The organism is Rhizobium azibense, assembly GCF_004342325.1.
GTDB lineage: Bacteria > Pseudomonadota > Alphaproteobacteria > Rhizobiales > Rhizobiaceae > Rhizobium > Rhizobium etli_B.
Window position 1 is genome coordinate 168,836 of sequence record NZ_SMBJ01000008.1, and the last position, 12,859, is coordinate 181,694.

Genomic DNA, 12,859 nt, shown 5'->3' on the forward strand with positions numbered 1-12,859 from the left:
GACCGTAAGGCGCAAGACAAATAGTCTTTGCTCGCTTTTAAAAAATATTTTGTAGAATTGGCGGGGAGACCATGAGCGGAAAGACAGTGACGCGAGCAGACCTGGCGGAATCGGTTTTCCGGAAGGTCGGTCTCTCCAGGACCGAATCCGCCGAACTCGTCGAGACCGTCCTCGACGAAATCTGCAACGCCATCGTCCGTGGCGAAACCGTCAAGCTTTCCTCCTTCGCAACCTTCCAGGTCCGCGATAAGAACGAGCGCATCGGCCGCAATCCCAAGACGGGCGAAGAAGTGCCGATCTCGCCCCGCCGGGTGATGACCTTCAAGGCTTCGAACGTCCTGAAGACCCGTATTCTCAAGGCGCACACCCTGCGCAAGGTCAAGCAGAAGCCCGCAAATCCTGCCATGTAAGAGCGCAAGGGGATAAGGTGATTTCCTGTTCCTGATTGCTGCTTCCCGATCATTTTTCCAACCGCACTTTCCCGCTTGTGGGCTATGCGAAGACATGACTTGAATTCAACGCCGCAAACCGTTGAAATATGATGAGTCGCGGTTTGGACCGCCACCGGTGATCGCGTAGGGAGTACGACCTTGGACAAGAGCCCCGATGCTTTCCGAACAATCAGCGAAGTTGCTGACGATCTCGATCTGCCGCAACACGTTCTGCGTTTTTGGGAAACGCGCTTTCCGCAGATAAAGCCGATGAAAAGGGGCGGAGGGCGCCGCTATTACCGGCCGGAAGACGTGGATCTGCTGAAGGGTATCCGGCATCTCCTTTACGACCACGGCTATACGATCAAGGGCGTTCAGAAGCTCCTGAAGACCAACGGCAACAAGTTCGTCGTCGCTGTCGCGCAGGGTGATCTTGCCAGCGTCGAGGCGCTTGCCGCCGGTGGCAGGGACAGCGCCCCGGGCGAACCGCGCGTCGGCATTGCGGAGGAGGATCAACTGGTCGGCCGTGCAAAGCCGCCGATTACCCGCCGCTTCTTCAATTTCGTCGCCGGTGACGACGATCAGTCTGAAGTTTCGATCGGCAAGTCGAGCGTCAGCAAGGAGGACAGGGCGCTTCTGCAGGAGGCACTCTACGATCTTCTGGAATGCAAGCGCCTTCTCGATCAGGTGCGCTAAACGCCTTGTCCGCCGAGAATGTCATTGCCGGCTCGCCGGAGGCGGGCGCGAAGCTCTGGCTTCGCGCCCGATCGCATCACTCGAGAATCTGGATGACGCGGTGCGTCTGGGGTTCGACGATTACCCTGCGATTGTTGACGACTGTATAAGCATAGCCGTCCATCTCCGGGACCTCGTGAATTTCGACGGTTTCCGGAAGCGTCGTTCCAACAACGACGTCGCCCTCATAGACGACAGAAGGGACCTGCTGCTCCATCACATAGGTGCGAACTTCCCCCGGCAGCACGATGGAGCCGGTGGGCGCGGGGTCGACGATTATCGTACTCTGCGCGAGGGCGGCAGAGCAGACCGTCAGCGTTGCGGCGGCCGTAGCCAGCATGGTCTTGCGCATAGGACAAATCTCCTTTTCCTACCCAGCCTTGATGAAAAACGCCCGCATGGATCGGATGTTCCGGAAAAGGACCAGTTGCTGGTGCTCCTGCGCGCGTGGCACTGACCTTGGCAAAGCCACCGGCATCTGTTTAGAGAAGAGCGCACGAAGGTTCGTGCGCTGAGAACCACCAGGAGAACCAGGAAGATCCAACCTTGATCTCCGTCCGAATTTCTGTTTCCAGAGCCCCATCTTCACAAGGAATTCCCCCCGTGTCCTCTTCCAATGTACCCGGCAAGGCCTACGATGCATTTCTCTTCGACATGGACGGCACGCTGCTTAACTCGATAGCGGTCGTCGAGCGTGTCTGGGGCGATTGGGCAAAGGATCACGGCCTCGAGCCGGAAGTGTTCCTGAAGACGATCCACGGCGTGCGTGCCAGTGACACCATCCGTCAACTGGCACTTCCTGGTGTGGATGCGGTGCTTGAAGCGAAAAAACTGTTGATCGAGGAAATGGCAGACGTCGACGGTATCGTGCAGATCCCCGGCGCAATCCGCTTTCTGGACGGCATTCCCGCCGACAGATGGGCTATCGTGACTTCCGCCCCATTTGAACTCGCCAAGCGACGCATGGCCGCCGCCGGTATCCCGATGCCGAAGGTCATCGTCACCGGCGAGGAAGTCCAGGCAGGCAAGCCCAGCCCCGAATGCTACCTGCTCGGCGCCAGCCGCCTGGGTGTCGATCCGAAACGCTGCTTGGTCTTTGAAGACGCGGTTGCGGGCATACTTGCGGGAGAAGGTGCAGGAGCCGATGTGACCGTCATTACCGCGACACATGCCACGCCCTTCGAAACGCCGCATTTCTCGATTGCGGATTACGAGGCATGGACCGTAGAGACAGTCGGCGGCATCGGCATCGGAATCGTCGGAGCCTAAGCGGCACATCGGCTTTTTGCGCGCAGTGCGGCTTTTTCCGCTTGCATTGGGCGACACGAAAAACTAAACGAAACAAGCTGTTTCGGCAGGTCGAGGCGTTGCGCAATCACGTAGCGCGCTTGACTGGGTCAAGCGGGCGCTTGGTTCGACAAAAGGACCGGCGAGACGTTGAGCCCTACCGAATGAGGCATGTGACGGAATGTAGCGCAGTCTGGTAGCGCACTTGACTGGGGGTCAAGGGGTCGTCGGTTCAAATCCGGCCATTCCGAGATTTTCACTCGTTGGTTCAACGAGTATGTTCGGGCATCCGGAAAAGCGGCTGGTTGGGCAACGCCCGACTGGCCGCTTTTTCTGTCCGGACCAATCACTTCGGGCTCTGAGCCAGACTGAAATAGCCATGCGCCTGGTGCGGTTGATCCCAGTGTAGCCGCCAGCACGACCACGACACGTGGAAGTTCCATGCAAAGCAACTGCTCTGCCTTGGACAAGTCGCGGACTGTCGCTGGGGGCGGCGACGTCCAATAGCGATCTTGTCCAGGGAATGGTCGAATCGCATCGCCTTTCTTGCTTGTGTCCACTCAATCGACGCTGTCGACCACATCGCGCCGTCTTACGAGCTTGAGGCTCCGGTCCGGCTGAATGATGTAGGTTTCCTCCACCCATCGGCCGGTCGGGTCGATAAACTGATGGGGGAGAACAGAGCCGGGCGGCGATTTGGTAAGGCGCGCCTGTGGCTGGCCTCCATATGTGATGCTTCCGCGTATTGGCTCAATTCCTTGCGAGTCGCTGGTGCAGCCAGACAACGCCAATGCAGCTATCAAAGTCGTCCGTCGAATTCCCATTACAGTCGGCCCTCTAATGTTTTTCTGCGCAACAGCGCAATGTTTCCCTATCGCGCGCCTCCGGCGCAGGAAGTAAATGGTGCGCTGTTTTATATGGGAAAGCATAAGCTTGATTGGCATGCAAAATAAAAACAGGCAGAACGCCAGTCAGGAGGCGCACCGGAAACCAGCCTGCGACCGCAGACATTTGTACCAGTTGCCAAGCCTGAAATCGGCGCGCATATTATCTGCATCGTCGGCCATGGATGGGCGCCTGGCGAATGATGCGGTTGTGCTTTCGCCCTCATGGGAAGTGCGGCTTGATGCTCGATGCAACTTTTCATCCCCGTGATCTGCCGCTCTTTTCGGAGGACCTGGATCTGATTTCCGAAGTGTTGGATGTCGTCTGCAAGGCGAGGGGCCTAAGCCGCAACACGCCGGAAGCCGAGCACCTCGGCGCGCTGATTATCCAACTCTATCGCCAGGGCGCCAAGGACAGCACCAAACTCACCGCGCTTGCGAAAGCCTATCTCTAGAAGCCCTCAGAAGCCCTCATTTTTCCTCGACCGAAATGCCGTTCTGGCCGATGCGGAGTTCGATGCCATCGGGCTTGCGTTCCTCATTGAAAATATAAGCGCCAAGGCCGATGACGACGACGACCAGGGCGCCGATGACGAAATAGAGACCATTGTAGCGGTTCAAGATGTTTTCCCCAACGTTTTGATATCGAAGAAAAAACGCGTAACGAGCCGGTTGGTTCCCCGTGCGGGCCGCCTTCAGTCGTCGTTGGCGGCGTTGAGGTTTTCGGGGCGAATGCCGTCATCGTTTGACGTGCGCGCCCGCAGACGCACGCCGGGGCCGCCTTCGTCCTGATTGCCGCTTGCGATAAAGATCACGCCGGCTGCTTCCAGCGCGTGCTTGGCGGCTAGGAATGCGCCAGGCTCGCCCATTCCGTCGCCGTCTTCGAGTGCCTCTACAGCTTCCGGCGTCAGGCCGGACGCAGCGGCTAGTTCATCGATGCTCATACCGGTCATGGCGCGAGCGCCGCGTATCTGCATTCCTGTAATCATGCTTGGAAGTTTAGCGCGAATGCCGCCGTTCTCAAGTAGTTAGGCCGCGCTATGTCCGGGGAAATTCTGCCGATAGCGATGTTCGAGTGCTGCGCACCCCCAGACGATGCCGAAGAGCAGATAGACATGCCGCCAATGGTCGATGTCGATCACGTTGCCGATGACCGCGTGGCCGATGACGCAGATCCAGGCGATCATCAGATAAGGTTGCCAAGGCCGGTTCCTGAGCAGGTTCTTGAAGCCGAGGTAAAGCGTCCACACAAGCAGCGACACATAGGAGACAAAGCCGAGCCATCCGTAGGTCGTCAGCGTCTTCAGCCAGATATTGTGCTCGTCTTCCGGAAAGATGGTACCGAACACCATTGGGCCTAGACCGAGCGGTCTCTCCATCATCATCTGAAAACCGATCCGGTGGCGGTCGAAACGACCGAGATACTCGCCGTCATACTCTTGGACGAGTTGTGCGCGCGTGCTGAATAGATCGGCAACTTGCGGGAGTTGAAGCGCGATTAGAAGGGCTGCCACCATCAAAACGATCGCCAGAAGCGAGAGGATGAGGATGCGCAGCCGGAATGCGCCGCTTCGCTCCTTCAGCAGCATCAGGAAGATGAGCAGCACCACGCCGAGCAGGAAGAGACCCCAGGCGGCGCGCGAGAATGACAGGAATACTCCGAGCGCAACGATCAGCAGCGCGGCGGCGCGGACCGGCGAGGTCTTCAGGTCGCGCGTCAAAATGCCGTGGATCAGATAGAGAGACGGTACCACGAGGAACGGTCCGAAGACGTTCGGATCCTGGAATGCGCCCTTTGCGCGGTCGTAGAGCGTAAAGACCTCGGCGCCGGGAAAGGCATGGAAATATCCAAGTATGCCGAGCAACGAGGTGATGACGGCTGCAAAGACCCAAGCATTGAAGATCAGCGGCAGCCGCTTGGCGCTGTCTTCGATAATGGCCGCATAGAAGACCGAGGTCAGGGCAAGGAAGGTAGAGACCGCGACATACATCGGCCCGCCAGTCAGGTCCTTCATTTGCGTCAGCGAAAGCATGCCGCCGACATTGAAGGTCACGAGCAGGGTCAGAAGCATCGCGGTGAAACGCGAGATCCGCAGACCGAGGATGAACCAGATGCCGACGAGGCCGGCCATCCACAGTTCGTAAGGGGCAGGCTCATTGATGACGAAGCCAGCGAGGAAGACGCCGAAGGCAACCATCGCCGAGCCGATCAATCGCAGTGCGGCGCGCTGCGGTTGGGCGACGCGCGAATATGCCGCCTCGATCGCGCTCAATAGGCGTTTTCCGTGTTGAGCAGCCGCACCGGCGTCAGGAACAATATCTTGAGATCGAACCAGAGCGACCAGTTCTCGATATAGTAGAGGTCGTAGGCAGTGCGGAACTTGATCTTGTCGTCATTGTCGATCTCGCCGCGCCAGCCGTTGATCTGCGCCCACCCGGTCACGCCGGGCTTGACGCGGTGACGGGCGAAATAGCCTTCGACGATGTCGCCCCAGGCGCGATCTTTGGTCTGGGCAAGTACTGCGTGCGGCCGGGGCCCGACGAGCGAGAGATCGCCTTTCAGCACATTGAACAGTTGCGGTAATTCATCGATCGAGGATTTGCGGATGAAGCGGCCGACCGATGTCACGCGCGGATCGCCCTTGGTCACAACGACCTTGGCGTTGTGATCGCTCATGTTTGTGTACATCGAGCGGAACTTGAAGACGTTGATGACCTCATTGTTGAAGCCGTGCCGCTTCTGCATGAAGAAGATTGGACCCTTGGACGTCAGCTTGATTGCAATGGCCGTCAGGATCATCACCGGCCAGAGCAGGGCAAGCGCAAGCGATGCGAAGAAGAGGTCGAAGCCGCGTTTGGCGACCGAGTCCCAATCGCGGATCGGCTTCTTGAAAATGTCGAGCATCGGCACGGAGCCGATATGCGAATAGGCACGCGGCCGGAACCGCAGGCGGTTGGCGTGTGCAGCAAGGCGGATATCGACCGGCAGGATCCAGAGTTTTTTGAGAAGCTGCAGGATGCGGGCTTCGGCGCTGAGCGGCAATGCGATGATCAGCATGTCGATCCGGGTCAGCCGTACGAATTCGACCAGTTCGGCAACGGTGCCGAGCTTCGGATAGCCGGCGACCATGATCGGCGAGCGCTTTTCGCCCCGGTCGTCGAAGATGCCGCATATGCGGATGTCGTTGTCCGCCTGCTGCTCGAGAACGCGGATCAGATCCTTGGCAGGTTCGCCGCCGCCGACAATCACGGCGCGACGCTCCATGACGCCGTTGCGAGCCCAGTTGCGAATACCGTAGGCGACCAGGAAGCGTGAGCCGAGCAGGAAGGTTGAGGCAAGCGTGAACCAGGCGACATGCAGGCTTACCTGGCCCCAGGCAAGATCGCGGAAGAGCGAAAAGATCGCTTCCGTTGCGGCAAAGCCAGCCGCCCAGGCGGCGAAGATGCGCGGCAGCAGGCGAATGCGAGCCCGCAGCGCGGGAATGGAATAGGTATCGGCAAGCTGGAGCGCCAAGACGCCAAGGGCCGCCGCGGCGGCTGCGATGCCCGCCCGCTCGCCAAGGCTTTCGCTGCCGTCTCCAGGCCAGATCAGGAAGGCAAGCAGCCCGATTGCGAATTGCGAGAAGAATTCGAAGAGGCGCAGCTGGCCGATGACCATCGATGGCGAACGTGTTGCCTTGCGGAACTGTTCGGCGATCTGCCGGGCATAGGCGTTGATCTCTCCGGGCGTTTCCTTTCCGCCACCGTCTGTGTTGGCAGCGGAAACCCGCTTGCGCAGGGCCTCCACGTCGAACTGATCGCTCTTTTCTGCTTTGTTCATGGGGCTTCAGTCGCTCGTTGTTTCGAACGGCATTAGCAGAAAGGCACTAAGAAAGATTTACGGATGCCTCGTGGGATTCGGAGGCTGAGGGCCCCTCGACGAGCGCGTGGTACAGCTTCAGGACATCTCTTGCCATCACCGACGAGGAAAAAACGGACTTCACCGAGTCGATCGAAGGCATGACGGCATTGTGCCAGCCCGGTGTCGTCAGCGCATCGGCCATGACGCGGGCTAGGTCATCCGCGTTGTCGGGCGCGACCAGGGCAGGGCTGCTCCTGCCGAGCACTTCCGGAATGCCGCCGACGCGGCTGGCAATGACGGTCTTTCCGGCGCCAAGTCCTTCCAGGATGATGTAGGGCATGGCTTCGGCGCGCGATGGCACCACCAGGGTTTGCGCCATCGCGAAGGCTTCCTGCACACGCATCGGCGGCAGCATGCCGATACGCTTGCCGAGGCCGCGCTCGACCATCATGTCGCGATATTTCTCGCGATCCGGCCCGTCGCCGATCATCAGCGCGGAAAGAGGGCGCCCAATCAGCCGCTCGGTCCTGGCAAATGCATCCACAAACAGATCAGGACCCTTAAGGTCCCGGAGCATTCCGACATAGATGAAATGGACCGCATCGGATCGTGTAGGAATGGTCTGGAAATCCCGCTCCCCGATCCCGTTGTAGATCAGCCGCGTCATGGATCTCGGCCGGCCCACTTTCTTTGCATAGGTGTCTCGTTCGTATTCGCAGATGAAGACGAGGGCATCCGTAAAATATTCCTGCAACCGCTCCATCCGCAGAACGAACTGTCCGCTGAGCGACGAACGGGAATAGTGCAGGCTTCCGCCGTGGGCGGTATAGAGGCGGGCTACGCGATACCTGTTCACCCGCAAGGCTGAGCCGACAAGGCGCGCGAGCACGCCGCCCTTGGCGCCGTGTCCGTGCAGCACGTCCGGCCGCAAACTTTTGATCTTCTTGTATGTCTCCCATATCACGCCGATATCGGAAAGCGCGACGGAACGCCGGATCGGTATGCGCGTCAGCCCGAGCGAGAGAAAGGGGCGGATATCGTCGAAAAGCCGGTCCTCGTGCTCGCCGCCGGTGGAACTGTCGCAGAGGATGCCGATCTCATGTCCGGCCGTGCTGTGTTCTTCCACCAGATCGCGGACGTGGCGAAATATCCCGCCTACGGGCGATCTGAAACAATGGAGTATGCGGAGGGGGCGCGGTTCTGCCATCAGCGATCAGAACAGCCGTTCGCGGACATAGATCGTGTCACCGGCGATAATCGAGGACGAAATGTTAACACGCCCGGTCAGCACCTGACCGTTGATCTTGCGAGTGACGTCGACCGTGCCCTGATTGGCGCGGGAGGTGAAGCCGCCGGCAACGGCGATCGCGTTCTGCACCGTCATGCCCGGCACATAGGAATACTGGCCCGGCTGGCCGACTTCACCCATGATGAAGATGGAGCGGTAGCGGTCGACATCGATCGTCACATCGGGATCGCGCAGATATCCCTGCTGCAGCTTCTGGGCGATTTGGCCGGAAAGCTGCTGCAGCGTGCGTCCGCGCGCCGGCACCTGTCCGACGAGCGGGAAGGCGATGTAGCCTGCCTGATCGACCATATAGGTATTGGTCATGCTCGGCTGATCGAAAACGGTGATGCGCAGGCGGTCGCCGCTGTCGAGCGTATAGGGCTGGATCGTTGCCTGATTGAAAGCTCTCGGCGCTGGCTTATAGGTGTTGCAGCCGCTCAGTGCCGCCGTCATGGCGACAAGGCTCAGAGCCAGAAGCGTCTTGGGCTGGACAAAAAGCATCCGCGTTATGCTCACAGGAAACGAACTCGATCCTGCCGTTATCGATCCGTTAGGGTTAATGGCTGGTAAAAGATGCACGGCATTTTTTTGCTTTCTGCCCGGCCACGCTTTGTTCTGCTAATGCGGGCAACATTAACCGTCGGGTTACTATAGTCCTTTACGCTTCGCGCCATGTTTGTTCTCGGAGTACGAGTATGTCCGGCGTGACGGGTAATCAGGATGTGGACATCGACCTTGGCCAGCTCGTTCGAGCCGTCTGGGCCTTCCGGCTGAAAGTCCTCGCCGTCACGCTGATCGGGGCAGGGGTCGCATTTGCCGGCGCCAAGATGATCTCGCCGAAATACAGAGCCGAAACGCGTCTGCTGATCGAGCAGCGTGCACCGGCTTTCGCAAACACCCAGTCGAACGACGGCAACGGCGGACCGCTGCTCGACGAGTTGAACATTGCGAGCCAGGTTCAGCTTCTGCAGTCTGCCGATATCATCAAGCAGGTCATCAACAGCGAAAAGCTCTATGAGCTGCCCGAATTCGACGATGCCGTCAACGGCTCTGCGTTGAGCGACATCCTTGTGGCACTGCATCTCAAGAAGAACCCGCTTGAAAATCTGCCCGAAGAACGCGTGATCGATGCATTCATCGAGCGTCTTCAAGTCTACCAAGTCCCCGGTTCGCGCGTCATCGGCATCACCTTCACGTCGAAGGATCCGAAGATTGCTGCGCGCATTCCGAATGCCATGGCGAATGTCTATCTCGCGACGCAGAGCGGTGCCAAACTCGATACGAACTCGGAGGCCACTCGTTGGCTTGAGCCGGAAATCGAGAACCTTCGCCAGAAGGTAAACGACGCCGAGCAGAAGGTTGCCGAGTACCGCGCCAAACACGGTCTCCTGCCGACGAACGGCGGCAGCAACTTTCCGCAGCAGCAGCTGAACGATATCTCCGTCGAGCTGACCCGCGTACGCGGCGAAAAGGCCAATGCCGAGGCGCGCGCCCAGTCCGTCCGCAACGCGCTCGCCTCCGGTGAGGCGTCCGACACGTTGCCCGACATCATGTCCTCGCAGTCCATGCAGCGGCTGAAGGCTACTGAGTCGGGCCTACAGTCGCAGATTTCCGATCTCAGCACGTCGTTGCTCAACAACCACCCGAAGTTGAAGAGCCTGCGGGCGCAGCTTGCCGACATCAAAGCTCAGATCCGCCAGGAAACGCAAAAGATCCTGGCCAGCGTCGAGAGCGAGGCGAAGGTCGCCGGTCTTCGTGCTGCCGAACTCGAGCGCCAGTCCGGCACGTTGCGGGCAAACAGCGCACAGGCGGGCGAAGACGAGGTCGGCCTCAACGCCCTGCAGCGCGAGGCAAATGCCCAGCGCCAGCTGCTTGAAACTTACCTCGCTCGCTACCGGGAAGCCGCTTCCCGCGCCGACAGCAATTCGAGTCCGGCAGATGCGCGCATCGTCTCGCGCGCCATCGAGCCTGTCGATCCTTTTTTCCCGAAGGTCGTGCCGATCGTTGCCGTCGCTGCCGTCGCGACGTTGATCATGAGCGCCATCGTCATCATGCTCGTCGAACTCTTCAGTGGCCGGGCGCTGCGTCCGGTCGACGGCAACGTCGAGCCTGCCTCGCCGATCGAAGAAAAAACGCAGGCCGCCGTGCCGAAAGCCAAGCGTGATATCAAGCCCAGCATGCTTTCGGCACCGGTGGAAGAGGAGCCTGGGCCGCAGGCGCCTCCACCTCTGCAAGACGAAAACGAATTCTCGATCAGCTCTGTCGCCGACTATCTCACGAGCAGCCGGGCAACGCTCGCTGTTGCGATATCGCCGACTGGTGACGACGGTTCCGCGGCGACCGTTTCGCTCGCCCGTGCGCTTGCCGATGTCGGTCAGCGCGTGGTTCTGGTCGACATGACCGGCTCCGGCTATCCGACCAAGCTGATGGGCGACGACCCGAATGCGCCGGGCGTGACCGATCTGCTGTGCGGCGCTGCCGCTTTCGGCGAAACGATCCATGGCGACCGTTACTCAGACGCTCATCTGATCCCGCAGGGCATCAGCGACATCCGCCAGGCGATGCGCGGGGCAGACCGGCTTTCGCTGCTGCTCGACGCATTGGCCTCAGCCTATGATCTCGTGATTGTCGAGTGCGGCGCAGCCGATGTTGCCGGTGTCTCCCGCCTGACGCGCAGCAAGGATGTCGAGATCATCCTTTCCATGCCAGTCGTGATCGAAGAGGACTTCGTCTTCGCGATGACGGAATTCGAAAAGGCGGGTTATCAGCGCGTCGTGTTGATGTCGGGCGACGAAACAATAGCGCAGGACCTCCCGCGCCGGGCGGCCTGATCAGACGCCGATCTTTGAACGAGCGCGCTGTGCGAATATATAGAGGCCGGGCCGTGCCTTGATGTGGGCCTTGCTCCGCGTGATGGCCCAATGCGCAAGTCCGGCGATATTTCCAGACAAGGACAGCGGCAGCACCACATCGTGATGATCCGTTTCGATCGGTGCCCAAGAACGTTTGTAGACCTGATCGCCGAGACCGAAATCGAAGAGCGCGACGCCTTTCCCGTGCAATCTCGAAATCATCTGCCAAAAGAGGAATTCACCCGGACTTGCATCCTTTGCAATGCTTTCGTTGATCGAACTGAACTGGCAGATCACATGATCGCCCTTGCGCGAGATGCCGGATAGCGCGGCGATATGCCCTTCGTTTTCGCCCTTGAGGCGGATCGCGTGCATCTCGAGGCCGAAGTCGTCGCCGTGGCGAATGTCGATCAGGCCATGGAGAAAAGTCCGTGTTTTGGGGTCGGCAAACACGTCGGGCAGCCCGAGCGCCTTGAAGCGCTCGGCCTTTTGAGCGAAGAACTGGTCAAGAAGGGCGTGCTGCTCGCCGGCCGTCCCGCCAGCGACATAGTCGAATCCGCCGATGGATTCGAGCCGCTTCGACTGCACCCGGAACTTCTTCCGGCGGCTCTTGGAGTTCAACTGCTTGAGCGTCGCCTCGAAATTTTCAAGCAGCGGCAGCTGATAGGCGTGGTTCTGGTTCTGCACCAACGGCAACAGACCGAGCAAGCTCTTCCGGCCGCGCCAATCCAGCGGGATGTTCTGCAAGAGCAGCAGATCGGCCTTGCCGCGAAGGGCGTGACGAAGGCCCTCGGCAAAGCGATACGGGTCAACGGCGTCTTTGAGGAAACGCTTCGTGAAAAGTCCGGTATTGATATTGCTGTGATCGGCGCCGATGAATTTCGCGATCCGCACGCCATGGCTGCGCTCGATTTCGATCGGCAGGATAAAGGCCGTTTCTGACCCGCAGACGCCCCGCAAAATGACGAGCGGTCGTCGATGGGCCTCGATCCAGCTACGGCACCAGTCATAGCCCTGATGGAGAGAGGTCAGATTGTCCCGCTCCAGGGCGCGCCAATCCTTTTCCAGCATTGCAATCGTGTCGAAGACCGAGACATCCAGTTCCGCGTTCGGCGAGCGAAGGCTCGCAGAGCCTGCCTCGGCTTTCGCCGCTTCGTCGAGCAGCTGTTGATGGATATCGAGCTTGTGCGTCTGCACGGGTCTTCTCCGGTCAAGATGGCTTGACGGGAAGCATAAGGGGCGAGCGCCTTCATTTGGCTTAAATGCAAAGGGGCAGACTGTCTTTTCCGCTAATCACGGTTATTTCGGCGTTAACGGCGTTCACTTCTGCCGCGGACCGGCCATCCATTTGATGATCAGCATCGCCGGCAGGACCCAGACCAGGCCCGTCAGCGAGAAATAGAGGAGGTGAACCCACCACGACGATCCCCCGAGTGCCGCGACGGCGATCGTGTTCGCCAAAAGCGCATAAAGAAGCACGAGAACGACGATGAGGATCGTGCCGATGAATTTGCGCAAGCGGACGGGCATGAATTCTCTTT

At 59.5% G+C, this 12,859-nt stretch carries 15 protein-coding genes and 1 tRNA gene; 6 read left to right on the top strand and 10 right to left on the bottom strand.

Annotated elements, in window-relative coordinates; genetic code table 11:
• Positions 1–71 precede the first annotated feature (71 nt).
• Positions 72–410, top strand: a complete 339-nt coding sequence (locus tag EV130_RS20800; RefSeq protein ID WP_074060792.1) for an integration host factor subunit alpha — start codon at positions 72–74, stop codon at positions 408–410.
• 180 nt (positions 411–590) lie between these two features.
• Positions 591–1,127 (top strand): MerR family transcriptional regulator, encoded by a 537-nt coding sequence (locus tag EV130_RS20805; RefSeq protein ID WP_039844517.1) that lies wholly within the window; start codon positions 591–593, stop codon positions 1,125–1,127.
• A 76-nt stretch (positions 1,128–1,203) separates the two neighbouring features.
• Here the strand turns inward: EV130_RS20805 and EV130_RS20810 are convergent, their stop codons facing one another.
• On the bottom strand, positions 1,204–1,518 hold the full coding sequence (locus EV130_RS20810; protein ID WP_074060793.1) for a DUF1236 domain-containing protein: 315 nt from the start codon (positions 1,516–1,518) through the stop codon (positions 1,204–1,206).
• A gap of 251 nt (positions 1,519–1,769) precedes the next feature.
• On the opposite strand from EV130_RS20810, the gene EV130_RS20815 reads away from it, so the two are divergent.
• Positions 1,770–2,435, top strand: coding sequence for an HAD family hydrolase (locus tag EV130_RS20815; RefSeq protein WP_281029293.1), 666 nt, complete (start codon positions 1,770–1,772; stop codon positions 2,433–2,435).
• A gap of 195 nt (positions 2,436–2,630) precedes the next feature.
• Positions 2,631–2,704 (top strand) — tRNA-Pro (locus tag EV130_RS20820).
• A 309-nt stretch (positions 2,705–3,013) separates the two neighbouring features.
• Here EV130_RS20820 and EV130_RS33440 read toward each other — a convergent pair.
• A complete protein-coding gene (locus EV130_RS33440; protein ID WP_132552149.1) occupies positions 3,014–3,277 on the bottom strand; it encodes a hypothetical protein in 264 nt (87 codons plus the stop codon).
• 302 nt (positions 3,278–3,579) lie between these two features.
• Here EV130_RS33440 and EV130_RS20830 point away from each other — a divergent pair, with 302 nt between their 5' ends.
• Complete coding sequence (locus EV130_RS20830) at positions 3,580–3,792, top strand: hypothetical protein (RefSeq protein WP_074060854.1); 213 nt, start codon at positions 3,580–3,582, stop codon at positions 3,790–3,792.
• Between the two features lie 16 nt (positions 3,793–3,808).
• Here the strand turns inward: EV130_RS20830 and EV130_RS32625 are convergent, their stop codons facing one another.
• The 6 genes from EV130_RS32625 to EV130_RS20855 form a co-directional block, all read right to left on the bottom strand.
• Complete coding sequence (locus EV130_RS32625; RefSeq protein ID WP_165918552.1) at positions 3,809–3,958, bottom strand: hypothetical protein; 150 nt, start codon at positions 3,956–3,958, stop codon at positions 3,809–3,811.
• Positions 3,959–4,032: 74 nt separating this feature from the next.
• Positions 4,033–4,326, bottom strand: coding sequence for a helix-turn-helix domain-containing protein (locus EV130_RS20835; RefSeq protein ID WP_074060855.1), 294 nt, complete (start codon positions 4,324–4,326; stop codon positions 4,033–4,035).
• A 39-nt stretch (positions 4,327–4,365) separates the two neighbouring features.
• Positions 4,366–5,610, bottom strand: a complete 1,245-nt coding sequence (locus EV130_RS20840; protein ID WP_132661226.1) for an O-antigen ligase family protein — start codon at positions 5,608–5,610, stop codon at positions 4,366–4,368.
• Complete coding sequence (locus tag EV130_RS20845; protein WP_132661229.1) at positions 5,607–7,157, bottom strand: undecaprenyl-phosphate glucose phosphotransferase; 1,551 nt, start codon at positions 7,155–7,157, stop codon at positions 5,607–5,609. Before EV130_RS20845 ends, EV130_RS20840 begins: the two co-directional genes overlap by 4 nt.
• A 46-nt stretch (positions 7,158–7,203) precedes the next feature.
• Positions 7,204–8,385 carry a glycosyltransferase gene (locus EV130_RS20850; protein ID WP_132552152.1) on the bottom strand — a complete coding sequence of 394 codons (1,182 nt, stop codon included), beginning with the start codon at positions 8,383–8,385 and terminating at the stop codon, positions 7,204–7,206.
• A 6-nt stretch (positions 8,386–8,391) separates the two neighbouring features.
• Positions 8,392–8,967 carry a polysaccharide biosynthesis/export family protein gene (locus EV130_RS20855; RefSeq protein ID WP_022714777.1) on the bottom strand — a complete coding sequence of 192 codons (576 nt, stop codon included), beginning with the start codon at positions 8,965–8,967 and terminating at the stop codon, positions 8,392–8,394.
• Between the two features lie 194 nt (positions 8,968–9,161).
• Here EV130_RS20855 and EV130_RS20860 point away from each other — a divergent pair, with 194 nt between their 5' ends.
• The gene (locus EV130_RS20860; RefSeq protein WP_132552153.1) at positions 9,162–11,297 is read left to right on the top strand and encodes a GumC family protein; all 2,136 of its coding nucleotides are present in this window, start codon (positions 9,162–9,164) and stop codon (positions 11,295–11,297) included.
• Here the strand turns inward: EV130_RS20860 and EV130_RS20865 are convergent, their stop codons facing one another.
• Both EV130_RS20865 and EV130_RS20870 read right to left on the bottom strand, forming a co-directional pair.
• The gene (locus EV130_RS20865) at positions 11,298–12,515 is read right to left on the bottom strand and encodes a GNAT family N-acetyltransferase (protein WP_132661232.1); all 1,218 of its coding nucleotides are present in this window, start codon (positions 12,513–12,515) and stop codon (positions 11,298–11,300) included.
• A gap of 123 nt (positions 12,516–12,638) precedes the next feature.
• Positions 12,639–12,848 carry a DUF2842 domain-containing protein gene (locus tag EV130_RS20870; protein ID WP_132552155.1) on the bottom strand — a complete coding sequence of 70 codons (210 nt, stop codon included), beginning with the start codon at positions 12,846–12,848 and terminating at the stop codon, positions 12,639–12,641.
• Between the last annotated feature and the right edge of the window lie 11 nt (positions 12,849–12,859).